Annotated in this window: 20 protein-coding genes; 8 read left to right on the plus strand and 12 right to left on the minus strand. The window is 57.2% G+C overall.

Going from position 1 to position 24,630, the window contains the following annotated elements; genetic code table 11:
- The first annotated feature begins 43 nt into the window (after nt 1-43).
- From PPTH39_RS05865 to trhP, 6 genes are all read left to right on the plus strand, one after another.
- Complete coding sequence (locus PPTH39_RS05865) at nt 44-931, plus strand: glucurono-1,5-lactonase (RefSeq protein ID WP_130871753.1); 888 nt, start codon at nt 44-46, stop codon at nt 929-931.
- Nucleotides 932-980: 49 nt separating this feature from the next.
- Nucleotides 981-1,964: a TRAP transporter substrate-binding protein gene (locus PPTH39_RS05870; RefSeq protein ID WP_095002107.1), complete on the plus strand. Its 984-nt coding sequence runs from the start codon at nt 981-983 to the stop codon at nt 1,962-1,964.
- A 61-nt stretch (nt 1,965-2,025) separates the two neighbouring features.
- The gene (locus tag PPTH39_RS05875; protein WP_095002108.1) at nt 2,026-2,553 is read left to right on the plus strand and encodes a TRAP transporter small permease; all 528 of its coding nucleotides are present in this window, start codon (nt 2,026-2,028) and stop codon (nt 2,551-2,553) included.
- On the plus strand, nt 2,554-3,834 hold the full coding sequence (locus tag PPTH39_RS05880) for a TRAP transporter large permease (RefSeq protein ID WP_095002109.1): 1,281 nt from the start codon (nt 2,554-2,556) through the stop codon (nt 3,832-3,834).
- 88 nt (nt 3,835-3,922) lie between these two features.
- On the plus strand, nt 3,923-4,834 hold the full coding sequence (locus tag PPTH39_RS05885; RefSeq protein WP_095002110.1) for an EamA family transporter: 912 nt from the start codon (nt 3,923-3,925) through the stop codon (nt 4,832-4,834).
- A 66-nt stretch (nt 4,835-4,900) separates the two neighbouring features.
- The gene (trhP, locus tag PPTH39_RS05890; protein ID WP_130871754.1) at nt 4,901-6,241 is read left to right on the plus strand and encodes a prephenate-dependent tRNA uridine(34) hydroxylase TrhP; all 1,341 of its coding nucleotides are present in this window, start codon (nt 4,901-4,903) and stop codon (nt 6,239-6,241) included.
- 108 nt (nt 6,242-6,349) lie between these two features.
- On the opposite strand, the gene PPTH39_RS05895 is transcribed toward trhP, so the two are convergent.
- Both PPTH39_RS05895 and htpG read right to left on the minus strand, forming a co-directional pair.
- A complete protein-coding gene (locus tag PPTH39_RS05895) occupies nt 6,350-7,078 on the minus strand; it encodes a dienelactone hydrolase family protein (protein WP_095019113.1) in 729 nt (242 codons plus the stop codon).
- Between the two features lie 58 nt (nt 7,079-7,136).
- The gene (gene htpG / locus PPTH39_RS05900) at nt 7,137-9,041 is read right to left on the minus strand and encodes a molecular chaperone HtpG (RefSeq protein ID WP_016780177.1); all 1,905 of its coding nucleotides are present in this window, start codon (nt 9,039-9,041) and stop codon (nt 7,137-7,139) included.
- 232 nt (nt 9,042-9,273) lie between these two features.
- Here htpG and PPTH39_RS05905 point away from each other — a divergent pair, with 232 nt between their 5' ends.
- On the plus strand, nt 9,274-9,543 hold the full coding sequence (locus tag PPTH39_RS05905; RefSeq protein ID WP_095019112.1) for a hypothetical protein: 270 nt from the start codon (nt 9,274-9,276) through the stop codon (nt 9,541-9,543).
- Between the two features lie 171 nt (nt 9,544-9,714).
- Here PPTH39_RS05905 and brnQ read toward each other — a convergent pair whose 3' ends face one another.
- The 10 genes from brnQ to sdhC form a co-directional block, all read right to left on the minus strand.
- Nucleotides 9,715-11,028 (minus strand): branched-chain amino acid transport system II carrier protein, encoded by a 1,314-nt coding sequence (gene brnQ, locus PPTH39_RS05910; RefSeq protein WP_095002113.1) that lies wholly within the window; start codon nt 11,026-11,028, stop codon nt 9,715-9,717.
- A 390-nt stretch (nt 11,029-11,418) separates the two neighbouring features.
- Nucleotides 11,419-12,300 carry a succinate--CoA ligase subunit alpha gene (gene sucD, locus PPTH39_RS05915; protein ID WP_095002114.1) on the minus strand — a complete coding sequence of 294 codons (882 nt, stop codon included), beginning with the start codon at nt 12,298-12,300 and terminating at the stop codon, nt 11,419-11,421.
- Nucleotides 12,300-13,466, minus strand: coding sequence for an ADP-forming succinate--CoA ligase subunit beta (sucC, locus tag PPTH39_RS05920; RefSeq protein ID WP_016780173.1), 1,167 nt, complete (start codon nt 13,464-13,466; stop codon nt 12,300-12,302). Before sucC ends, sucD begins: the two co-directional genes overlap by 1 nt.
- 226 nt (nt 13,467-13,692) lie before the next feature.
- Nucleotides 13,693-15,129: a dihydrolipoyl dehydrogenase gene (lpdA, locus tag PPTH39_RS05925; protein WP_016780172.1), complete on the minus strand. Its 1,437-nt coding sequence runs from the start codon at nt 15,127-15,129 to the stop codon at nt 13,693-13,695.
- A gap of 105 nt (nt 15,130-15,234) precedes the next feature.
- Nucleotides 15,235-16,455, minus strand: a complete 1,221-nt coding sequence (gene odhB, locus PPTH39_RS05930; protein WP_083369842.1) for a 2-oxoglutarate dehydrogenase complex dihydrolipoyllysine-residue succinyltransferase — start codon at nt 16,453-16,455, stop codon at nt 15,235-15,237.
- Between the two features lie 41 nt (nt 16,456-16,496).
- Nucleotides 16,497-19,328: a 2-oxoglutarate dehydrogenase E1 component gene (locus PPTH39_RS05935; protein WP_020467780.1), complete on the minus strand. Its 2,832-nt coding sequence runs from the start codon at nt 19,326-19,328 to the stop codon at nt 16,497-16,499.
- A gap of 260 nt (nt 19,329-19,588) precedes the next feature.
- Nucleotides 19,589-20,293 (minus strand): succinate dehydrogenase iron-sulfur subunit, encoded by a 705-nt coding sequence (locus tag PPTH39_RS05940; RefSeq protein ID WP_016780169.1) that lies wholly within the window; start codon nt 20,291-20,293, stop codon nt 19,589-19,591.
- An 11-nt stretch (nt 20,294-20,304) separates the two neighbouring features.
- Complete coding sequence (gene sdhA, locus PPTH39_RS05945; protein ID WP_016780168.1) at nt 20,305-22,080, minus strand: succinate dehydrogenase flavoprotein subunit; 1,776 nt, start codon at nt 22,078-22,080, stop codon at nt 20,305-20,307.
- Nucleotides 22,081-22,083: 3 nt separating this feature from the next.
- Nucleotides 22,084-22,452 (minus strand): succinate dehydrogenase, hydrophobic membrane anchor protein, encoded by a 369-nt coding sequence (sdhD, locus tag PPTH39_RS05950; protein ID WP_003446906.1) that lies wholly within the window; start codon nt 22,450-22,452, stop codon nt 22,084-22,086.
- Complete coding sequence (gene sdhC, locus PPTH39_RS05955) at nt 22,446-22,832, minus strand: succinate dehydrogenase, cytochrome b556 subunit (RefSeq protein WP_019828563.1); 387 nt, start codon at nt 22,830-22,832, stop codon at nt 22,446-22,448. The genes sdhD and sdhC overlap by 7 nt, the downstream gene beginning before the upstream one ends.
- A 351-nt stretch (nt 22,833-23,183) precedes the next feature.
- Here sdhC and gltA point away from each other — a divergent pair, with 351 nt between their 5' ends.
- Nucleotides 23,184-24,473: a citrate synthase gene (gene gltA, locus PPTH39_RS05960; RefSeq protein WP_095002115.1), complete on the plus strand. Its 1,290-nt coding sequence runs from the start codon at nt 23,184-23,186 to the stop codon at nt 24,471-24,473.
- Nucleotides 24,474-24,630 lie beyond the last annotated feature (157 nt).

Consider the following 24,630-nt stretch of genomic DNA (forward strand, 5'->3'; position numbering starts at 1 on the left):
TACGCCCCTGCCACCAAAACAAGATCACAGAGGTCGAGGCATCATGACAGCTGAACTGATTCTCGATGCACGTAATGCCACCGGCGAAAGCCCGGTCTGGAGCATCGCGGAGCAGGCACTTTACTGGGTGGATATCCCGGCAAAACGCTTGCATCGCTGGAGCCCCGCCGATGGTAAAGAGCACAGTTGGCAAGCCTCGCAAATGCTCGCCTGCATTGCTCAGACAGGTCATGGCAGTTGGATCGCCGCGATGGAAAACGGTCTGTTCGCTATCACCCCTCACGCCGATGGCAGCCTCGACAGTCGTTTGCTGGCCAGCGTGACCCATGCCCTGCCAGGCATGCGCTTCAATGATGGCCGCTGCGACCGCCAGGGCCGCTTCTGGGCGGGCACCATGGTGATGGACATGGCCGCCGGCGCCCCGGTGGGCGCCATGTACCGCTACAACGTAGGCCAGACCGAGCCGCTCAAGGCACAACTGCAGGGCTTGATCGTGCCCAACGGCCTGGCGTTCAGCCCCGATGGCAAAACCCTGTACCTGTCGGACTCACACCCGGACGTGCAAAAAATCTGGGCTTTTGACTACGACACCGACACGGGTACCCCTCACAACCGTCGCCTGTTTGTGGACATGGGCGAGCACCCGGGTCGCCCCGATGGCGCCGCCGTGGATGCCGAGGGCTGCTACTGGATTTGCGGCAACGATGCCGGGCTGATCCATCGCTTTACCCCGCAAGGCAAGCTCGACCGCTCCCTGACCGTACCCGTGAAAAAACCGGCGATGTGCGCTTTTGGCGGCGCTGATCTGGACACCCTGTTTGTGACCTCGATCCGCCCTGCAGGCGATCTCGCCGACCAGCCGTTGGCAGGAGGCGTGTTTGCCCTCCGCCCCGGGGTCAAGGGCTTGCCGGAGCCACTACTGAATAACTGACAACCGATCCAACACCTTGAAATAACAAAAACAATATTTGGAGTGACCCATGGATTTCAAACGCACCCTGCTGATTGCTGCTCTCCCCCTGGCCTTCTGCCTCTCAGGCGTGGCCCAGGCCGAAATCAAGATCAAGTTCGCCGAGGTTCATCCCACTGGCTATCCGCCGGTGCTGGCCGAACAGGAAATGGGCAAAAAGCTTCAGGAACAGAGCAACGGCGATATTTCTTTCAAGATGTTTGCTGGTGGCGTACTGGGTTCAGAGAAAGAAGTGGTCGAACAATTGCAGTCCGGCGCGGTGCAGATGACCCGGGTCAGCCTCGGCATCCTTGGTCCGGTAGTACCGGAAACCAATGCCTTCAACCTGCCGTTCGTGTTCCGCGACCAAGCCCATATGCGCAAGATCATCGACGGCGAAATCGGCCAGGAGATGCTGGATAAAATCACCAACTCCGACTTCAATATGGTCGCGCTGGCCTGGATGGACGGCGGCACACGCAACCTGTACACAAAAAAACCGGTACGTGAGATTGCCGACCTCAAAGGCATGAAAATCCGCGTACAAGGCAACCCGGTGTTTATCGACACCATCAACGACATGGGTGGCAATGGCATTGCCATGGCCACCGGCGAGATTTTCAGCGCCCTGCAGACCGGCGTGATCGATGGCGCAGAGAACAACCCGCCGACCTTCCTTGAGCACAACCACTACCAGAACGCCAAGTACTTCACCTGGACCGACCACCTGATCCTCCCCGAGCCGATCGTGATCGCCAAGACCACCTGGGCCAAACTCAGCCCCGAGCAACAAGCCCTGGTGCAAAAACTGGCCCGTGAAGCGCAAATGGAAGAGCGAGTGATCTGGGACAAAAAATCCGCAGAGAGCGAAACCAAACTCAAAACTGCCGGCGTGGAATTCATCACCCTCACCCCAGAGCAGAAAAAAGCCTTCTACGACGCCACCCAGCCGGTTCGCGACAAGTACGGTGCCAACTACAAAGATCTGATCTCGCGCATCGAAGCCGTCCAATAAGCCAGTCCGATAACGCCGCCGCAACGGGCGCAAGCCCGTTTGCCGCGTAGTGGTGAGCCCCATGAAAAATACCGTACTGCGCTTTAATGACTTGCTGTACAGGGCCTGCATCGGGATCGCCGGTTTGTCGGTGCTGACCATGACCTTGATCATCCCCTGGGGCATTTTTGCCCGCTACGTGCTGGGCAGCGGCTCCAGCTGGCCCGAGCCCACCGCCATTCTGCTGATGGTGGTGTTTACCTTCTTTGGCGCTGCCGCCAGCTACCGTGCCGGTGCCCATATGGCAGTGGCGATGGCGGTCGAGCGCATGCCGGCCCATGTCCGCAAACTGGCCGCGGTGCTGGTGCAAATCCTGATGGTCATCGTCTGCCTGTTCATGACGGTCAAGGGCTTCAAACTGTGCGCGACCACCTGGAACCAGTTTCTTGGCGAAATGCCGGGTTTGCGCGTAGGCATCTCCTATCTGCCTATCCCGCTGGGCGGCATCGTGACCCTGATCTTCGTCCTGGAAAAACTCTTCCTGGGTGACCAAAGCCACCGCCGTGCCGTGCGGTTCGACATTGTAGAAGCCAGCGAAGAGGCCGTATAAATGGACGCTTTCGTACTGTTGGGCAGTTTTATCGCCCTGATCCTTATCGGCATGCCGGTCGCCTACGCGCTGGGCCTGTCGGCACTCGTCGGCGCCTGGTGGATCGATATCCCGTTCGATGCCCTGATGATTCAAGTCGCTGGCGGGGTTAACAAGTTCTCGCTGCTGGCCATCCCGTTTTTTGTCCTGGCCGGTGCAATCATGGCCGAAGGCGGCATGTCACGTCGGCTGGTGGCCTTTGCCGGGGTATTGGTAGGGTTTGTGCGCGGCGGTCTGTCGCTGGTCAATATCGTCGCCTCGACCTTCTTTGGCGCGATTTCCGGCTCTTCCGTCGCCGACACCGCTTCCGTGGGCTCGGTACTGATTCCGGAAATGGAGCGCGCCGGTTACCCCCGTGAGTTCTCCACGGCGGTAACGGTCAGCGGCTCGGTACAGGCTTTGCTCACCCCGCCCAGCCACAACTCGGTGCTGTACTCGCTGGCAGCGGGGGGCACGGTATCGATCGCTTCGCTGTTTATGGCCGGGATCATGCCGGGGTTGTTGCTCAGCGCAGTGATGATGGGCCTGTGCATGATCTTTGCGCGCAGACGCAACTACCCCAAGGGTGAAGTGATCCCGCTGCGCACCGCGCTGAAAATCGCCGGTGAAGCGATGTGGGGCCTGATGGCCATGGTCATCATCCTTGGCGGCATCCTCACTGGCGTCTTCACTGCCACCGAGTCGGCGGCGGTCGCGGTGGTGTGGTCGTTCTTCGTCACCATGTTCATTTACCGCGACTACAAGTGGCGTGATCTGCCCAAGCTGATGCATCGGGCGGTGCGTACCATTTCCATCGTGATGATCCTGATCGGCTTTGCTGCCAGCTTCGGTTACATCCTGACGCTGATGGAAATCCCGATGAAGATCACCACCGCGTTCCTGACCCTGTCGGATAACCGCTACGTGATCCTGATGTGCATCAACGTCATGTTGTTGTTGCTGGGCACGGTGATGGACATGGCGCCGCTGATCCTGATCCTCACCCCGATCCTGCTGCCGGTGATTATCGGTATCGGTGTCGACCCGGTGCATTTTGGCATGATCATGCTGGTCAACCTGGGCATCGGCCTGATCACACCGCCGGTGGGCGCGGTGCTGTTCGTGGGTGCAGCCGTGGGCAAGGTCACCATCGAAAACACCGTTAAAGCGCTGCTGCCATTCTACCTGGCACTGTTTATGGTGCTGATGCTGGTGACCTACGTTCCGGCCATCTCGCTGTGGTTGCCAAACCTGGTGCTGTAACCCCGCCTTACCCCTGTGGGAGCGAGCAAGCCCGCTCCCACAGGGATATTAAAGCGGCTCTATTTCCAGCCAAGGAGGCTGGTTGCTTATGTCTGCTCCTGCGTTGTTCCCCCGCCATATCGCAGTATTGATTCTGGTACTGCTGGCCTGCGCTTTTGCGGGCAATCATATCGCCGCCCGGATTGCCTTCGACCACGACACCGGTTTGCTGCTGGCGATTCTATGTCGTGCTGGCGTGACCTTGCTGGTATTGACCGGCCTGGTGCTATGGCAACGCGAGCGCCCTCGGCTAACCCCCGCCAACTGGCGTTGGCAATTGCTGTTGGGATTGCTGATCGCAGCACAAAGCTTCTGCATTTATTCAGCCGTGGCCCGTATCCCCGTGGCCCTGGCATTGTTGATCGGCAATATGGCACCGATCCTGCTGGTACTGCTGACCTGGGCCCTGGGCGGTGCGGCACCCACCCTGCGGGCGGCACTGCTGATGGGGTTGATCATGTGCGGCCTGGTGTTTGCCCTCGACGTGCCCGAACGACTGTCCAGCCAGGCCTCCACCGAGGCACAGTGGCTCGAAGGCATCCTTTTCGGCTTTGCTGCCGCTTGCGTGTTTGCCTGTGCGCTATGGATCACCGATCACAAACTCTCGAGCCTGCGCGGTACGGTGCGTAGCATGCTGACCATGCTTATCGTATTTTGTGCGGCAGCCCTGGCCGGGGTCAGCGGGGTGCTGCCGGGCGGGGTGTCGCTGCCCTCCTCGTCTACCGGCTGGACAGCCCTGGCCTTTCTGGTTGCGCTTTACGGGCTGGGCTTCTGCCTGTTGTTTATCTGCATGACGCGGCTGAACATGGCCCGCAACGCACCGGTAATGAACGTCGAACCGGTGGCGAGCCTGCTGTTTGGCTGGCTGATTCTTGACCAGTTGCTCAGCAGCGGCCAGATCATCGGCGGCCTGATTGTGGTCGCGGGCATTGTGATGCTGACCTGGCCGCGCAAAGCATAGATCCAGATCAATAGCCGGGAGCAAGGGCTCGACTACCATCGCGCCTTTTTTGCGAACGAACTGACTATGCGCCTTGCTCCGCCCGAACTCCTCGCCCCTGCCGGCACCCTGAAAAATATGCGCTATGCCTTCGCGTATGGCGCCGACGCGGTGTATGCGGGCCAACCACGCTACAGCTTGCGCGTGCGCAACAACGAATTCGACCACACCAACCTGGCCATTGGCATCGCCGAAGCCCAGGCTCAGGGCAAGCGTTTTTACGTGGTGGTCAATATCGCCCCGCACAACGCCAAGCTGCGTACCTTTCTCAAGGATCTGGAGCCGGTGATTGCCATGGCACCGGATGCGCTGATCATGTCCGACCCGGGCCTGATCATGCTGGTGCGCAAAAACTTCCCCCATGTGCCGATTCACTTGTCGGTTCAGGCCAATACCGTGAACTGGGCCAGTGTTGAATTCTGGCGCCAGCAGGGTCTGAGCCGCATCATCCTGTCCCGGGAGTTGTCGCTGGAAGAGATCGAAGAAATCCGTCAGCAAGTACCCGATATGGAGCTGGAGATTTTCGTACATGGCGCGCTATGCATGGCCTACTCCGGGCGCTGCCTGTTATCTGGCTACATGAACAAGCGAGATGCCAACCAGGGCAGCTGCACCAATGCCTGCCGCTGGAAGTACGAGGCCAAACCGGGTACAGAAAACGAGCTGGGCAATATCGTCAATGTGGTCGAGCCAACCCTGGGCGTGGGTGCGCCGACTGACGAAGTGTTTGTGCTGAACGAAGCCAACCGTGCCGATGAACCGATGACCGCGTTCGAGGACGAACACGGTACTTACATCATGAACTCCAAGGATCTGCGTGCTGTACAGCATGTGGCGCGGCTGGCGGAAATGGGCGTGCATTCGCTGAAGATCGAGGGCCGCACCAAGTCGCACTTTTACTGCGCACGGGCCACCCAGGTGTATCGCAAGGCCATCGATGATGCGGTGGCGGGTCGTGAGTTTGACCGCAGCCTGATGACCGATCTGGAGTCCCTGGCCCAGCGCGGCTATACCGAAGGGTTCTTGCGCCGCCATGTCCACGATGAATACCAGAACTACCTGCATGGCAGTTCATTGTCCCATCGCCAGCAGTTTGTCGGGGAATTGACCGGCGAACGACGCAATGGCCTGGCCGAAGTCAAAGTGAAAAACCGATTTGCTTTGGGCGATCATCTGGAGCTGATGACACCCCACGGCAACTATCACTTTGATCTGGAACGTTTGCTTAACAGTGCAGGCTTGCCGACCCAAGTGGCGCCGGGTGATGGCCACACGGTGTACCTGCCGATCCCCGAACAGGTGGACTTGAACTACGGGTTGTTGATGCGGGATTTGACGGTGAGCGAGGTGATGGAACGTTCGGCGTGACCACTGTGGGAGCGGGCTTGCTCGCGATAGCATCGCCCGGTGTTGTCTGACAGACCGAGCCGTCAGCATCGCGAGCAAGCCCGCTCCCACAGACTGTCGTGATTGCGATTAATCGCGAAACACTTCATCCAGCAAGTTATGCATGGCGGTGAACGCCCGACCCGCAGTTTTGGCGTCGTACATCATCTTGCCCGGCACATTGGCGTGGGGGTCAGTGAACGAATGCACTGCGCCGCCATAGCTGGTCAGTTGCCAGTCCACACCCGCCGCGTTCATCTCCGCCTCAAACGCTGGTAGCTGCTCGCTTGGCACCAACGGGTCAGACGCGCCGTGCAACACCAGCACCGAGCCCTTGATGCTCTGGGCATCGATCGGGTTAGGTGTGTCCAGGGTGCCGTGGAATGACACCGCAGCTTGCAACGGTGCACCACTGCGTGCCAGTTCCAGTGAACAGCACCCGCCAAAACAGAAACCAAAGGTTGCCAGCTTGTTGCTGTCGACCTGGGCCAGGCCCTGATTTTTCAGCATGTCATACGCTGCCCACATACGCTTGCGCAGCAAGGCACGGTCATTCTTGAGCGGCATCATCGCCGCACCGGCTTCGTCGGCGTTGCCGGGCCGGGTGCCCTGGCCATACAAATCGGCGATCAGTACCACATAACCCTGTTCTGCCACCGACTTGGCAATCTCTTCGGCGCCTGCGCTGATGCCCATCCAGTTGGGCGCCATCAGCAAACCCGGCAACGGGTCTTCACGGCTCGGATCAAAGGCCAAACGGCCTTCGTAAGGTTGGCCGTCGATTTGATAAGCCACAGAGCTGACCGAAATGGATTTCATCAAAAACTCCTGAATTTGAAACAAAAAAAACCCGCCGAAGCGGGTTTTTATAGCGCGGTTAGACCGACAACTCTACTAACAATTTGTTTAGCCGACGGACATAGGCCGCAGGGTCTTTCAAACTGTCACCGGCTGCCAGGGCTGCCTGATCGAAGAGGATGTGCGACAGGTCGCCAAAACGCTCTTCACTCTGCTCAGCATCGAGTTTCTCGATCAGCGGGTGAGCCGGGTTGAACTCGAAGATAGGCTTGGACTCAGGCACTTTTTGACCGCTGGCTTCGAGGATCTGACGCATTTGCATGCCCAGATCCTGCTCACCAATGGCAAGAATCGCCGGGGAATCAGTCAGACGATGCGACACGCGCACTTCGCTGACGCTCTCACCCAAGGCAGCCTTGATGCGCTCCACCAGACCTTCTTTGGCCTTGGCCACTTCTTCTGCGGCTTTCTTGTCCTCTTCCGAGTCCAGATTGCCCAGGTCGAGGTCACCACGGGCCACGTCGACAAAGCTCTTGCCGTCGAAGTCGCTGAGGTAGCTCATCAGCCACTCGTCGATGCGGTCGGTCAGCAGCAGGACTTCGATGCCTTTTTTGCGGAAGACTTCGAGGTGCGGGCTGTTTTTAACCTGCGCGTAGGTTTCGCCGGTCAGGTAGTAAATCTTGTCCTGACCTTCCTTGGCGCGGGCCAGGTAGTCGGTCAAGGAAACATTCTGTTCGCCGTCGTCGCCGTGGGTCGAAGCAAAACGCAGCAGACCGGCGATTTTTTCTTTGTTGGCGAAATCTTCGGCCGGACCTTCTTTCATCACCTGGCCGAAGTTTTTCCAGAAGCCCTGATATTTCTCAGGCTCGTTCTTCGCCAGTTTTTCCAGCATGTCGAGTACACGCTTGGTCAGCGCCGTCTTCATCGAGTCGATGATCGGGTCTTTTTGCAGGATTTCCCGCGACACGTTCAGCGACAGGTCGTTGGAGTCGATCACGCCCTTGATAAAGCGCAGGTACAGCGGCAGGAACGACTCGGCCTGATCCATCACGAAGACACGCTGCACATACAGCTTCAGGCCTTTAGGCGCTTCACGCTGGTACAGATCAAACGGTGCACGGGCCGGAACGTAGAGCAGCGAGCTGTATTCAAGCTTGCCCTCAACCTTGTTGTGGCTCCAGGCCAGCGGGTTCTCGTAGTCATGGGCAATGTGCTTGTAGAACTCCTGATATTCCTCGTCCTTTACTTCAGTACGAGGACGGGTCCACAGAGCACTTGCCCGGTTGACGGTTTCCCATTCCAGTGCAGGCGCTTCTTCGCCTTCGGCAACGGTCTGCTCTTTAGGCAGTTCGATAGGCAGGGCGATATGGTCGGAGTACTTCTTGATGATGTTGCGCAGGCGCCAGCCGTCAGCGAATTCGGATTCGCCAGGCTTGAGGTGCAGCACGATTTTGGTGCCGCGGTCGGCCTTCTCGACGGTGGCCACTTCAAACTCGCCTTCGCCCTTCGAAGACCAGTGCACGCCCTCGCTTGCCGGGGTACCGGCACGGCGGCTGTACACGTCAACCTTGTCGGCAACGATAAAGGCCGAGTAGAAACCCACGCCGAACTGACCGATCAGGTGCGAATCTTTTTTCTGGTCGCCGGTGAGGTTTTTCATGAAGTCGGCAGTGCCGGACTTGGCGATCGTACCCAGGTGGGTGATCACGTCATCGCGGTTCATGCCGATACCGTTGTCTTCGAGGGTGACGGTGTTGGCGTCTTTGTCGAAGCTCACACGGATTTTAAGCTCGGCACCGCCCTCCAGCAGATCTGGCTTGGACAGTGCTTCAAAACGTAATTTGTCGACAGCATCAGAGGCGTTCGAGATCAGTTCGCGAAGGAAGATTTCCTTGTTGGAGTACAGCGAATGGATCATGAGGTGCAGCAGTTGCTTGACCTCGGTCTGGAAGCCCAGGGTTTCTTTTTGAGTTTCCACGCTCATTGTTATCAAACTCCGATTGGATGGCAGTGGCCACGCCCGTAAGGGTTAGCGGCGGGATGTGATGAAAGTTGGGGCCAATGATGCAAATTTCAAGGGCCGAACCAGTGGCTCAAGTTTTTTACCAATATTTCCGCCCGCGCTGCTTTACTTATATATGTGTTCGAGCATGGAACTTAAGCCATCAGCCCATGCTCAAACGCCCCGTAGATCTACTCATAAGGAGAAACACCCCATGCGTAATACTTTTGCTGTTGCCTTGATGCTGGCTGCTTCGCTTGGCCTGGCTGCCTGCGACAAAAAATCCGAAGACAAAGCCCAGGACGCTGCCCAGCATTCTGAGCAAGCGCAAGAAAAAATGTCTGAAGCACAAGACAAAGTAAACGACGCGGCCAAAGAGAACGCCGAAGCTGCAAAAGCACAAGCCGAGTCCAATAAAGCCGCTGCTGAAGAAGCCGGCCAGACTGCTCCGGTTGCACCTGCGGCAACTACAGAAAGCAAGTAACACGACTTTCTGCGATATAAAACCAAGCCCGCCAAGTGCGGGCTTTGTTGTATCTGAACGTTAATGGCTAGTGTTTGCATGCTTGAACACACGCCCATTAAAAAAGCCCTGCATCCATTAAGATGCAGGGCTTTTTTATTGACTCGGCAACGCTTTTGGCGAACCGGGTAATTACGCCATTGCTTCAACTCGTTTGCCCAGCAGACGGTCGCAGATAACTGCGCCCAGCAGGGTCACAAGACTAGGCACCAGCCACGCCAGGCCCTGCTCGCTAAATGGCATATTGGCCAATTGGGCCGGAATCCACTCACCCAGGCCAGCACCTTTAAGCGCGTCGATCGAGCCAAAGAAGAACGACACCAGCATGACCGGACCAACGATCCGGCTCTGGGCATTCCACAGGCCTTTGCAGAAACTCAGCGCCACCAACACGATGCAAGGCGGGTAGATCGCCGTCAGCAACGGGATGGAAAACGCAATCAACTGGGTCAAGCCAAGGTTCGACACGGCCAGCGAAAACAGCGCAAGGATGATCACCAGCGTCTTGTAAGACAGTGGCAGCACAGTACTGAAGTATTCAGCGCAGGCACAGGTCAGGCCAACGGCCGTTACCAGGCAAGCCAGTGCAATCAGTACGGCAAGGAAACCGCTGCCCAGCGAACCGAAGGTGTGTTGTACATAGGCGTGCAGTACCGCCGCACCATTGGTTGCACCCGCCGCCACTTCATGGCTGCCCGCACCCAGGCGGAACAGGCTGATGTAGACCAGCGCCAGGCCGACACCGGCGATCAGGCCGGCAATGATGGCGTAGCGGGTAATCAGCTTGGGTGATTCAACACCACGGGAACGGATGGCATTCACGATCACGATACCGAACACCAGCGCACCCAGGGTATCCATGGTCAAGTAGCCATTGATAAAACCCTGGGAGAACGGTGCGGCCACGTACTCGGGGGTCGCGACGCCAACATCACCTGCAGGCAAGGCAACGGCAGCAATGCCGAGAATGGCCAGGGCGATGATCTTCAACGGAGCAAGGAAGCGCCCTACCGTGTCCAGCAGGCGACCCGGGTACAACGACACGAAAAACACGATCAGGAAGTACACCGAGCTGTACAGAAACAGCGCCAGTGGGCTTTCACCGGTCAAAGGTGCCAGGCCGACTTCAAAGGATACGGTGGCGGTACGCGGGGTCGCGAACAACGGGCCAACAGCCAGATAGGCCACGGCTGCCAACAAGCCCCCGGCGATCTTGCCGATCGGGCTGCTCAGTGCGTCCATGCCGCCACCGACCTTGGCCAGGGCAATAACGGTGACTACCGGCAGACCGACTGCGGTGATCAGGAAGCCCAATGCAGCCATCCAGACGTTAGGTCCGGCCTGCAGGCCAACGATTGGCGGGAAAATGATGTTGCCTGCCCCAACGAACAGGGCAAAAGTCATAAACCCAAGTGCCAGGATGTCCTGGCCTTTCAATACTTTCATTACGGAAATACCACACTACTGAATCGGGATTTAGAGGGGAATTTCCCGTGCGGATGTGGGAAATGCTGTCGATCCGTATAAGACCAACCCTTCTAGCGCGTGGCTTCCTTTTGGGATGCACACGCAGAACTGCGGAATGCTGGCAAGATTACCGAGTTTTTTCCTACAGCGCACTGTTAGAGGGCGGACTGTCCGATGAACGAACGCAGTTGTCGCCTGGACGACATCGAAAAATGCTTTGGTGTGGTCTTGCCTGCCCTGGATAGCTCAAAACCGCACGTTGTGGGAGCGGGCTTGCCCGCTCCCACAAGGGTTTTGCTTGACCCCAAACGCACAAAGGCCACCCGAAGGTGGCCTTTGCCTGGTAGAGCAGTCAGTTAAGCGCGAGGCTTACTTCATTGCCCAGCCAGTCAGCTCGGACAGAGCCTTGCCGATGTCTGCCAGCGAACGCACGGTTTTTACGCCTGCGTCTTCCAGGGCAGCAAACTTCTCGTCTGCAGTACCCTTGCCGCCAGAGATGATTGCGCCTGCGTGGCCCATGCGCTTGCCTGGAGGGGCAGTCACACCAGCGATGTAGGAAACAACCGGCTTGGTCACGTTTGCCTTGATGTAGGCAGCCGCTTCTTCTTCAGCCGAACCGCCGATCTCACCGATCATAACGATCGCTTCGGTCTTCGGGTCTTCCTGGAACAGCTTCAGGATGTCGATGAAGTTGGAACCAGGGATCGGGTCACCACCGATGCCTACGCAAGTCGACTGGCCGAAACCGGCGTCAGTGGTTTGCTTTACAGCTTCGTAAGTCAGGGTGCCGGAACGCGACACGATGCCTACTTTGCCTGGCAAGTGAATGTGACCTGGCATGATGCCGATCTTGCATTCGCCTGGCGTGATAACGCCCGGGCAGTTAGGGCCGATCAGGGTAACACCCAGTTCGTCGCACTTAACTTTGCAGTCCAGCATGTCCAGGGTAGGAATGCCTTCAGTGATGCACACGATCAGCTTGATGCCGCCGAACGCTGCTTCAAGGATGGAGTCCTTGCAGAAAGGAGCCGGTACGTAGATAACGCTGGCGGTTGCGCCAGTTGCTTCTACGGCTTCTTTCACGGTGTTGAAAACAGGCAGGTCCAGGTGAGTGGTGCCGCCTTTGCCCGGAGTAACGCCACCAACCATCTTGGTGCCGTATTCGATGGCTTGCTGGGTGTGGAAGCTGCCCTGCGAACCGGTGATGCCCTGGCAGATAACTTTGGTGTCTTTATTGATCAGGACGCTCATTACTTGCCCTCCGCAGCTTTAACAACTTGTTGAGCAGCGTCGGTCAAGCTGGTAGCAGCGATGATGTTCAAACCGCTTTCTGCCAGTACTTTAGCGCCCAGATCAGCGTTGTTGCCTTCAAGGCGCACAACTACCGGGATTTTCACGCCGACTTCTTTCACTGCACCGATGATGCCTTCGGCAATCATGTCGCAACGAACGATGCCGCCGAAGATGTTAACCAGCACTGCTGCGACATTGCTGTCGGACAGGATGATTTTGAACGCTTCGGTAACGCGTTCTTTGGTAGCACCACCGCCAACGTCGAGGAAGTTGGCTGGCTTGCCGCCATGCAGGTTAACGATGTCCATGGTGCCCATGGCCAGACCAGCGCCGTTAACCATGCAGCCGATGTTGCCTTCCAGCGCTACGTAGTTCAGTTCGAACTTGGCAGCGTGCGCTTCGCGCGGATCGTCTTGCGACGGATCGTGGAAAGTTTTCAGCTTAGGCTGACGGTACATGGCGTTTGCGTCGATGTTGATTTTGGCATCGAGGCAGTGCAGATCGCCGTCAGTCTTGATAACCAGCGGGTTCACTTCCAGCAGGGCCAGATCGTGATCCTTGAACAGTTTGGCCAGACCTACGAAGATCTTGGCGAACTGAGCAACTTGCTTGCCTTCCAGACCCAGCTGGAAAGCCAACTCGCGACCCTGGAATGGCTGTGCGCCAACCAGTGGATCGATCGTTGCTTTCAGAATTTTTTCTGGAGTGTCGTGAGCGATTTTCTCGATGTCCACGCCACCTTCGGTGGAAGCCATGAACACGATACGACGGCTCGAACGGTCAACGACAGCGCCCAGGTACAGCTCTTTAGCGATATCAGTGCACGACTCAACCAGGATCTTGGTGACCGGCTGACCATTGGCGTCAGTCTGGTAAGTCACCAGACGCTTGCCCAACCACTGTTGTGCGAATGCTTTAGCGTCTTCTTTGCTGCGAACCAGCTTAACGCCGCCCGCTTTACCGCGACCACCTGCGTGAACCTGGGCTTTTACAACCCATTCGGTCCCACCGATTTTGTCGCAAGCTTCTGCGGCTGCTTCCGGGGTGTCTACTGCATAACCCTTGGATACTGGCAGGCCGTATTCAGCGAACAGCTGCTTACCCTGATACTCGTGAAGATTCATGCTTTTTACCGTCTTCGTTAGGTACTGCGCATTCGGCGCTGCACTACTATTAGTGCCGCACCACCTGTGACTGCTGCTTGTGCTGTTTCAACAAACCCGACATCCGCTTGAGCGGAGCCGGGCCCGGTTAAAACAAGACAAGACTGCGTCCGGCGGAAGTTCCGCGGTGAGGCTTGCTAGCAAGGCTCACGACGGGCAAACCGCCGTGGTTTCTTATTGTCTGGTCTTAACGTTTCTTACGGTTGGCAATGTGGATGGCGCCGCCATTCACAGCCAGTGCTGCTTCGTGCAAGGCTTCGGACAGGGTCGGATGGGAGAAAACCATCATGCCCAGATCTTCAGCGCTGGTGCCGAATTCCATACCGATCGCGCCCTGCTGTACCAGCTCTGCAGCGCTCGGGCCAATCACGTGGACGCCCAGTACGCGGTCAGTTTTGGCATCAGCAATGACTTTGACAAAGCCACCGGTGTCGTTTGCTGCCATGGCACGGCCACTGGCGGCGAACGGGAAGGTGCCGACGTTAACCTCAACGCCTTCAGCTTTCAAGGCCTGCTCGGTTTTACCAACCCACGCGATCTCCGGGTGAGTGTAAATAACCGATGGAATCAGGTCGTAGTTCATCTCGGTCTTGTGACCTTTGATGCGCTCGACAACCATGATGCCTTCTTCAGAAGCCTTGTGTGCCAGCATCATGCCGCGAACCACGTCACCAATGGCGAATACGCCCGGTACGCTGGTTGCGCAATGATCGTCAACAAACACGAAACCGCGCTCGTCGATGGTCACGCCGCTGTCAGCTGCCAGCAACTCGGTAGTCACCGGACGGCGACCCACGGCTACGATCAGCTTGTCGAAGGTGATGGTCTGTTCGCCGTTGGCGTCGGTGTAGGTCACAACGACTTCTTCGCCGTTGACCTTGGAACCGGTGACGCGAGCGCCCAGCTTGATGTCCAGACCTTGTTTGGTCAGGGTTTTGTAGGCTTCTTTCGAAACGGCAGCGTCAGCAGCCATCAAGAAGGTGTCCAGGGCTTCCAGAACAGTCACTTCAGCGCCCAGACGGGACCATACCGAACCCAGTTCCAGACCGATCACGCCAGCGCCGATAACGCCCAGACGTTTTGGCACGGACTGGAATTCCAGGGCGCCGGTCGAATCAACGATCACGTTGTTGTCGACTGGAGCAGGTGGAATGTCGATCGGACGCGAGCCCGAAGCCAGAATCACGTTCTCGGCTTCGATGATTTCAACGCTGCCGTCTGGCTTGGTCAGCTCAACACGCTTGCCGGCCAGCAGTTTGCCGTGGCCTTGCAGGGAAGTAACGCCGTTGGCCTTGAACAGGGTCGCAACGCCGGAAGTCAGACCTTTAACGATGTTGGCTTTACGGCCAACCATCGCAGCAACGTCCATCTTCACTTCACCGGTGGTGATGCCGTGGATGGCGAATGCATCCTTGGCTTCGTGGTACTTCCAGGAGCTGTCCAGCAGCGCCTTGGATGGAATGCAGCCAACGTTCAGGCAAGTACCGCCCAGCGCCAGTTTGCCTTCCTTGTCGGTGTATTTTTCGATGCAAGCAGTCGAAAGGCCCAGTTGCGCGGCCTTGATGGCTGCAACATAGCCGCCAGGGCCCGCACCAATCACTACAACGTCAAATTTCTGAGACATGAAAATAGATCCTCTATTAGCTACAAGCTGTCAGCAGCAAGCTGCAAGCCAAAGCCAGACTGCTTTTTCCCGCAGCCTGGCACCTGAAACTTGCAGCAGCTTCTATTAGATATCCAGCAGCAGACGAGCCGGGTCTTCCAGCAGGTTTTTGATTGCTACCAGGAAACTTACAGCTTCTTTGCCATCGATCAAGCGGTGATCGTAAGACAGAGCCAAATACATCATCGGACGGATAACTACCTGACCGTTGACTGCCATTGGACGCTGAAGGATGTTGTGCATGCCCAGGATCGCGGCTTGCGGCGGGTTAACGATCGGGGTCGACATCATCGAACCGAAAGTACCACCGTTGGTGATAGTGAAAGTACCACCGGTCATTTCGTCGATCGACAGTTTGCCGTCACGGGCTTTTTTACCGTAGGCAGCGATGCCGCCTTCGATTTCAGCCAGGCTCATCAGTTCGGCGTTACGCAGAACCGGAACCACCAGACCACGGTCGCTGGAAACAGCTACACCGATGTCGGCGAAGCCGTGGTAAACGATGTCGGAACCGTCGATCGAGGCGTTAACGGCCGGGAAGCGTTTCAGTGCTTCGGTAGCTGCTTTCACGAAGAACGACATGAAGCCCAGGCGTACGCCGTTGTGGGACTTCTCGAACAGATCCTTGTACTTCGAACGCAGTGCCATGATTTCAGTCATGTCCACTTCGTTGAAAGTGGTCAGCATCGCCATGTTCGACTGAGCTTCAACCAGACGCTTGGCCACGGTGGCACGAACGCGGGTCATCGGAACGCGTTTTTCTACGCGGTCGCCAGCAGCGAATACCGGAGCGGCAGCGGCAGGTGCAGCGGCCTTGGCCGGCGCAGCAGCAGGAGCGGCTTTTTTGGCAGCTACCGCAGCAACTACGTCTTCCTTGGTCACACGACCGCCTTTGCCAGTACCGGCAACGGAAGCGATGTTGATACCGTTTTCTTCAGCGATCTTGCGTGCAGCCGGAGCAGCAACAGGATCGTCTTCGCCATCGGCAGCAGGAGCAGCAGCCTGGGCGGCCGGTGCAGCGGCAGCAGCAGGAGCGGCAGCAGCAGCGCCGCCTTCAACGATGGAGCCCAGCACTTCGTCGGACAGAACGGTGTCGCCTTCGTTCTTGACGATAGCGCCCAGCACGCCGTCAGCAGTGGCCAGTACTTCCAGCACTACCTTGTCGGTTTCGATGTCGACAATCAGGTCGTCGCGCTTTACAGCGTCGCCCGGTTGCTTGTGCCAGGTGGCAACGGTGCCATCGGCAACCGATTCCGGAAATGTTGGGGCTTTGATCTCGATAGCCATGTTCTTTGGTTCCTTAAATTCGGTTTCAGTGCGCGAAGGCGTTAAACAGTGAACGCGTCTTGCAACAGTTTTGCCTGTTGCTCAGCGTGCATCGATGCGTAACCACAAGCAGGTGCAGCAGAAGCGTCACGGCCCGCGTACTCGAGTACGAGCGACTTGTCGTGACCGCTGATGATGCGGCGCATGTGATGCTGGCTGCAGTACCAGGCACCCTGGTTCATCGGCTCTTCCTGACACCAGACAATATGCTTGGCGTTTTTGTACGGAGCCAGGACTTCAATCAAGTCGTCCTCAGGGAACGGGTACAGCTGCTCAAGACGCACGATAGCGATGTCATCACGACCTTCGGCACGGCGTTTTTCCAACAGGTCGTAGTAGACCTTGCCGCTACACAGCACGATGCGACCGACGTTCGCCGGATCCTGCGCATCGATTTCCGGAATAACGGTCTGGAACGAACCTTCGGCCAGATCTTCCAGGGTCGAGATTGCCAGTTTGTGACGCAGCAACGACTTCGGTGTCAGGACGATCAGCGGCTTGCGCAGCGGACGGATAACCTGACGGCGCAACAGATGGTAGATCTGTGCCGGAGTGGTCGGTACGCACACCTGAATGTTGTGCTCGGCACACAATTGCAGGTAACGCTCAAGACGTGCAGAGGAGTGCTCCGGGCCCTGACCTTCATAACCGTGTGGCAGCAGCATGGTCAGACCGCACAGACGGCCCCACTTGTGCTCACCGCTGGTGATGAACTGGTCGATTACAACCTGGGCGCCGTTGGCGAAGTCGCCGAACTGGGCTTCCCAGATCACCAGCGCGTTAGGCGTGGTGGTGGAATAGCCGTATTCGAACGCCAGGACCGCTTCCTCGGACAGCAGCGAGTCGTACAGGTCAAAGCGAGGCTGACCTTCGAACAGGTGCTTCAGGGGAATATAGGTGCCAGCATCTTTCTGGTTGTGCAACACGGCGTGACGGTGCGAGAACGTACCGCGACCAATGTCCTGACCGGTCATGCGAATCGGGTGACCTTCGAACTGCAGGGTTGCATATGCCATGGTTTCGGCATAACCCCAGTTGATCGGCAGGCCGCCGGCTTGCATTTTTTGACGATCTTCGTAGATCTTCGCAACCTGGCGCTGAACCACAAAGCCTTCTGGAATTTCCAGCAGCTTGGCAGACAGTTCTTGCAGGGTTTTCAGATCGAAACGGGTGTCGTGACGCGCAGTCCAGGCGTGGCCCAGATACGGACGCCAGTCCACGAACAGCTCTTTGTTCGGTTCCTTGACCAGACTTTTCACAACATGCAGGCCGTTGTCCAGCGCGTTGCGGTATTCGTCGATCTTGGCCTGAACGCGTTCTGCGTCCACCACTTTCTCTTGTGTCAGGCGCTCGGCATACAGCTCACGGGTGGTGCGCTGCTTGGCGATCTGCTGATACATCAGCGGTTGGGTACCGTTTGGTTCATCGGCCTCGTTGTGACCGCGACGGCGGTAGCAGAACAGGTCGATCACGACGTCACGCTTGAACTGCATGCGGTAGTCGATAGCCAGCTGAGTCACGAACAATACGGCTTCCGGATCATCACCATTGACATGGAGGATCGGCGCCTGAATCATTTTCGCGACGTCAGTGCAGTACTCGGTAGAACGGGAGTCTTCCGGATTGCTGATGGTGAAGCCGACCTGGTTGTTGATCACCAGGTGAACCGTACCGCCAGTCTTGAAGCCGCGAGTCTGCGACATCTGGAAGGTTTCCATGACCACGCCCTGACCTGCGAAGGCAGCATCACCGTGGATGGAAATTGGCAGTACCTTTTCGCCGGTGCTGTCGTTACGACGGTCCTGGCGAGCGCGTACAGACCCTTCAACCACTGGAGAAACGATTTCCAGGTGGGAGGGGTTAAACGCCATTGCCAGGTGAACTTCACCACCGGCAGTCATGACGTTGGAGGAGAAGCCCTGGTGGTATTTAACGTCACCGGAACCCAACTCGATCTTTTTCTTGCCTTCGAACTCGTCGAACAGCTCGCGCGGGTTTTTGCCGAAGGTGTTCACCAATACGTTCAGGCGACCACGGTGGGCCATGCCGATAACGATTTCCTTGGTGCCGTAGTTGCCCGAACGCTGGATCAGCTCGTCCAGCAAAGGAATCAGGCTTTCGCCGCCTTCCAGGCCGAAACGCTTGGTGCCCGGGTATTTGGTCCCCAGGTACTTTTCCAGACCTTCAGCAGCAGTCACGCGCTCAAGCAGATGGCTTTTGACTTCAGCCGAGTAAGTCGGGCGGCCGCGTACGCTTTCGAGGCGCTGTTCAAACCAGTGGCGCTGCTCGGAATCGACGATGTGCGTGAACTCTGCGCCAATGGTGCGGCAATATGTCTGCTGCAACGCTTCGAGAATTTCGCGTAGGCTCGCTTCCTCTTTGCCGATATACAGGTCGCCGGCACGGAAGGTCGTATCAAGATCGGCATTGGTCAAGCCGTAATGATTGATCGACAGGTCTGCAGGTGCAGGACGCTGCCACAGCCCCAGCGGATCAAGCTGGGCTGCCTGGTGGCCGCGCATCCGATAGGCCTGGATCAATCGCAGCACTTCAACCTGCTTCTTCTCGTGCTCACTGCTCACGCTCCCGGCAGAAACCGGTTGAGCGCGGCGCTGGTTCTTTGCCAGCAGCACGAAATGGTCGCGGATTGTGGAGTGCGAAACATCGTTGGCAGAGTTGCCTTCAACAGGCAACGTCTGAAATTTGGTGCGCCATTCTTCTGGCACAGCGTTAGGGTCGTGCAGGTAGAGCTCATAGAGCTCTTCCACATAGGCAGCGTTACCACCTGAAAGATAGCCGCTGTTCCACATGCGCTGCATCACGCTTTCTTGCATGCTTGGTCACCCTCGGTTAGGGGACACCATCGACGAGAACACCAGAGCATGCTTGAGAAAGTCCGAATACAGCGACTAAAACAAGCCACTTAGGATCACGCTGATAGTCCGGGTACCAGCCCGGATGCCCCTGCTGGTCTCATTTCTTCAAAATAAGAGCCGCAGCTTTATGAGCTGTTGCTCAGGTTAAAACTACGGCGCCGGTTGAAGCCTGCGCCGTAGCATCTACGGTTACAGCGGTGCTGCGGTACTGCTTTGGATCACACGCCGCTTTGCAGCAGCATGCTACGCACGTGACCGATGGCCTTAGTCGGGTTCAGGCCCTTCGGACACACGTTTACGCAGTTCATGATCCCGCGGCAGCGGAATACGCTGAACGGGTCATCCAGCGAAGCCAGGCGCTCACTGGTCTTGGTGTCACGGCTGTCAGCCAGGAAACGATAGGCTTGCAGCAGTGCAGCAGGGCCCAGGAACTTGTCCGGGTTCCACCAGAAGGACGGGCACGAGGTCGAGCAGCAAGCGCACAGGATGCACTCGTACAGACCGTCGAGCTTTTCACGCTCTTCTGGTGATTGCAGACGTTCGATGGCCGGAGCCGGCGTGTCGTTCTGCAGGAACGGCTTAACTTTCTCGTATTGCTTGTAGAAGATGCTCATATCGACGACCAGGTCACGGATAACCGGCAAACCTGGCAGTGGACGAACGATCAGCTTGTTGCCTTTAACGACAGCGGACAGCGGCGTTACACACGCCAGGCCGTTCTTGCCGTTGATGTTCATGCCGTCGGAGCCGCAAACGCCCTCACGGCAAGAGCGACGATAGGAGAAACCCTCGTCCTGCTCTTTGATCAGGGCCAGTACGTCCAGCACCATCAGGTCTTTACCGTTGGTATTGACCTCGAATTCCTGCATGAACGGAGCGGCGTCCTGATCAGGGTTGTAACGATAAACACTGACTTTCAACATATCGGCCACCCTTAGTAAGTACGAACCATTGGCTCGAAGGTCGGAACGGTTTTCGGCGAGAAGTTCACCGCACGCTTGGCTACGCGCTTGTCACCCGGGAAGTACAGGGTGTGGCACAGCCAGTTAACGTCGTCACGATCTTCGAAGTCTTCACGGGCGTGAGCACCGCGCGATTCCTTACGAACTTCAGCAGCGATTGCAGTCGCTTCAGCCACTTCGAGCAGGTTTTGCAGCTCAAGGGCTTCGATACGGGCCGTGTTGAACGCCTGGCTCTTATCGTTGATTTTCACGTTGGCGATGCGCTTGCGCAGATCAGCCAGCTGGGCAATACCCTTCTGCATGTATTCGCCGGTACGGAATACACCGAAGTAGTTCTGCATGCAGCTTTGCAGCTCTTTACGCAGGGTTGCCACGTCTTCGCCGTCGGTACGCGAGTTCAGGCCGTCCAGACGTGCCAGGGCAGCGTCGATGTCGGACTGGCGTGGACGAGCGTAATCAACGCCTTCTTTAAGGGTCTGTTCAAGGAACAGGCCGGCAGCACGACCGAATACCACCAGGTCGAGCAGCGAGTTGCCGCCCAGACGGTTAGCACCGTGTACGGATACGCAAGCCACTTCACCTACTGCAAACAGGCCAGGGATGATCTGGTCGTTGCCGTCGGCGTCCTGAGTGATCGCCTGACCATGAATGTTGGTGGCAACGCCGCCCATCATATAGTGGCAAGTCGGAACCACTGGAACCGGAGCCAATACCGGGTCAACGTGTGCGAACGTTTTCGACAGTTCGCAGATACCTGGCAGACGGCTGTGCAGCACTTCTTCACCGAGGTGATCGAGCTTCAGCATTACGTGGTCGCCATCAGGACCGCAACCGTTGCCCGCGATGATTTCCTTAACCATCGAGCGAGCAACAACGTCACGACCAGCAAGGTCTTTGGCGTTCGGAGCATAACGCTCCATGAAACGCTCGCCATGCTTGTTGATCAGGTAGCCACCTTCACCACGGCAACCTTCGGTAACCAGTACACCGGCGCCGGCAATACCGGTCGGGTGGAACTGCCACATTTCGATGTCCTGTACCGGCACGCCAGCACGCAGCGCCATGCCAATACCGTCGCCGGTGTTGATCAGGGCGTTGGTGGTGGACGAGTAGATACGGCCTGCACCGCCAGTCGCCAGTACGGTCGCGTTAGCGCGAACGTAAGAGGTTTCACCGGTTTCGATGCAGATAACGATCATGCCGACGAAATCGCCAGCCTCGTTCTTAACCAGATCGACACCGTAGTATTCGTTCAGGAATACAGTGCCGGCCTTGAGGTTGGCCTGGTACAGGGTGTGCAACAGCGCGTGACCGGTACGGTCGGCTGCAGCGCAAGTACGGGCAGCCTGGCCGCCTTTGCCGAAGTCCTTGGACTGACCGCCGAAAGGACGCTGGTAGATACGACCCTGTTCGGTACGGGAGAACGGCAGACCCATGTGCTCGAGCTCGAACACGGCTTCCGGACCTACGGAACACATGTATTCGATAGCGTCCTGGTCACCGATATAGTCGGAACCCTTGACGGTATCGTACATGTGCCAGCGCCAGTCATCGTTTGGATCTGCAGACGCGATCGCGCAGGTGATGCCACCCTGGGCCGATACGGTGTGCGAACGAGTCGGGAAAACCTTGGTGATTACAGCAGTCTTGTGACCGCCTTGAGCCAGCTGCAGAGCAGCGCGCATGCCGGCACCGCCGCCGCCAATGATGATGGCGTCGAACGAAAGTGTATTAACTGTGTTAGCCATGAATCAGATACCCCAAAGAATCTGCACACCCCAGACGAAGTAAGCGAACATTGCAACGCCGCAGACTGCCTGGAAGAGGAAACGTACTGCTGTGGCGGACTTGCCCAGCGCCATTGGCGTCAGGTAGTCGGTCGCGATGGTCCACATGCCGACCCAGGCGTGTGCGCCCAGAGCAACAAGGGCCAGCAGGCTGAAAATACGCATCCAGTTGCTTGCGAACAGCTCATGCCATTGGGCGTAGCCAATGCCAGGGTTCGCAACGAGGTACCCGATCAGGAAGATGAAATAAGCCGCTAGAACAACCGCAGACACACGTTGTGCCATCCAGTCATAGAGGCCCGAACGCGACAGGTTCGTAACGCTGGTTACCATATCCAAACTCCCGCCAGAACAATCATCACCACGGAAATGACGATTACGATTTTCGAGCCCAGTCGGCCGCCTTCAAGCGTCTCACCGATGCCCATGTCCATGATCAAGTGGCGCACACCGGCAACCAGGTGATACAGCAAGGCAGAGAGCAGGCCCCACGCAACGAATTTGGCCAGCGGACTGGTCAAGCATGCCTTCACCTCGGCATAACCTTCTTCGGAACCCAGGGATTTGCTCAATGCATAAAGCATGATGCCCAGGCCGAGAAAAAGAATGATGCCCGATACACGGTGCAGAAATGACGTAACGCCGGTGATGGGGAGTTTGATGGTCCTTAGGTCTAGGTTTACAGGTCGTTGGCTATTCACGGCTTTTTTCACACTGAAGAGCCCCTAACAATCAGGGCAAGTTTGTTGGGATGCGCACTGGTCAGGTACCCACCACCCGGGAGTGACGACCCCCATCTAAACAGGCCCAAAAGCCTCTGGCGGTCGGCTGCCGAGTATAGACAGTTAGGTTACTAATGACAACGCAAACACCCACCCCCTAATAGCGCATTGCGCTCTTGGCATAAAAGGCGTAAACGGCTGGGATATTCGCGAAAAAACGCTTCTCAAAGCCTTGTACAGCAAGACTTTAGGCAAATTGACATTCGAATTTATCTCACTATAGTGGTGCGGGCCCTGCGTGGGGGGTCTGTCTGATGATTTCAAGCATAAATAGGAGGCCACATGGCTGACAAAAAAGCGCAGTTGATCATCGAGGGCGCAGCCCCCGTCGAGCTGCCCATTTTAACTGGCACCGTGGGTCCCGATGTAATCGATGTGCGAGGCCTGACGGCCACGGGCCGATTCACATTTGACCCTGGCTTCATGTCGACCGCATCTTGCGAGTCGAAGATCACCTATATTGATGGTGACAACGGTATCCTGCTGCACCGCGGCTACCCGATCGAACAGCTGGCTGAACACTCTGACTACCTTGAGACCGCTTACCTGCTGCTGAACGGCGAACTGCCGACCGCAGAGCAGAAGGCTCAATTTGTCAGCACCGTGAAGAACCACACCATGGTTCACGAGCAGTTGAAGACTTTCTTCAACGGCTTCCGTCGTGACGCCCACCCGATGGCGGTCATGTGCGGTGTAGTCGGCGCCCTCTCGGCCTTCTACCACGACTCCCTGGACATCAATAACCCGCAGCATCGCGAAATTTCCGCGATCCGCCTGGTTGCCAAGATGCCGACGCTTGCAGCGATGGTTTACAAGTACTCCATGGGTCAACCCATGATGTACCCGCGTAACGACCTGACCTACGCCGAAAACTTCCTGCACATGATGTTCAACACGCCGTGCGAGATCAAACCGATCAGCCCGGTACTGGCCAAGGCAATGGACAAGATCTTTATCCTGCATGCCGACCACGAACAGAATGCGTCGACCTCTACCGTGCGCCTGGCGGGTTCTTCGGGTGCCAACCCGTTCGCCTGTATTGCTGCCGGTATCGCTGCACTGTGGGGCCCTGCCCACGGCGGCGCCAACGAAGCCGTGCTGACCATGCTCGACGAAATTGGCGATGTGTCCAACATCGACAAGTTCATCGCCAAGGCCAAGGACAAAAACGATCCGTTCAAGCTGATGGGCTTCGGTCACCGGGTTTACAAAAACCGTGACCCACGCGCCACTGTCATGAAAAAGACCTGCGACGAAGTTCTCAAGGAACTGGGCATCACCAACGATCCGCAACTCGAACTGGCCATGCGCCTGGAAGAGATCGCCCTGACCGACCCGTACTTCATCGAACGTTCGCTGTACCCGAACGTCGACTTCTACTCGGGGATCATCCTCAAGGCGATCGGCATTCCGACCAGCATGTTCACCGTGATCTTCGCCCTGTCCCGTACAGTGGGCTGGATCTCGCACTGGAAAGAAATGCTCTCCAGCCCGTACAAGATTGGCCGTCCGCGCCAGCTGTACACCGGCTACGAGCAGCGTGACATCACCAAGCTGGAAGACCGCAAGTAAGGCATATCCCACGATAGTGCCCTGATTGCAGACAATACGGCCTCTATTTATAGAGGCCGTATTTTTTTGTGTGTGCGTCTTGTAGCAGCTGCTACGGAACTTCGCACTTGCACAGCGAGAATAGGCACAAAAAAATCCCCCTGCCTTGCGACAGGGG

It is taken from the genome of Pseudomonas bubulae (genome assembly GCF_900618535.1).
GTDB classification, from domain to species: domain Bacteria; phylum Pseudomonadota; class Gammaproteobacteria; order Pseudomonadales; family Pseudomonadaceae; genus Aquipseudomonas; species Aquipseudomonas bubulae.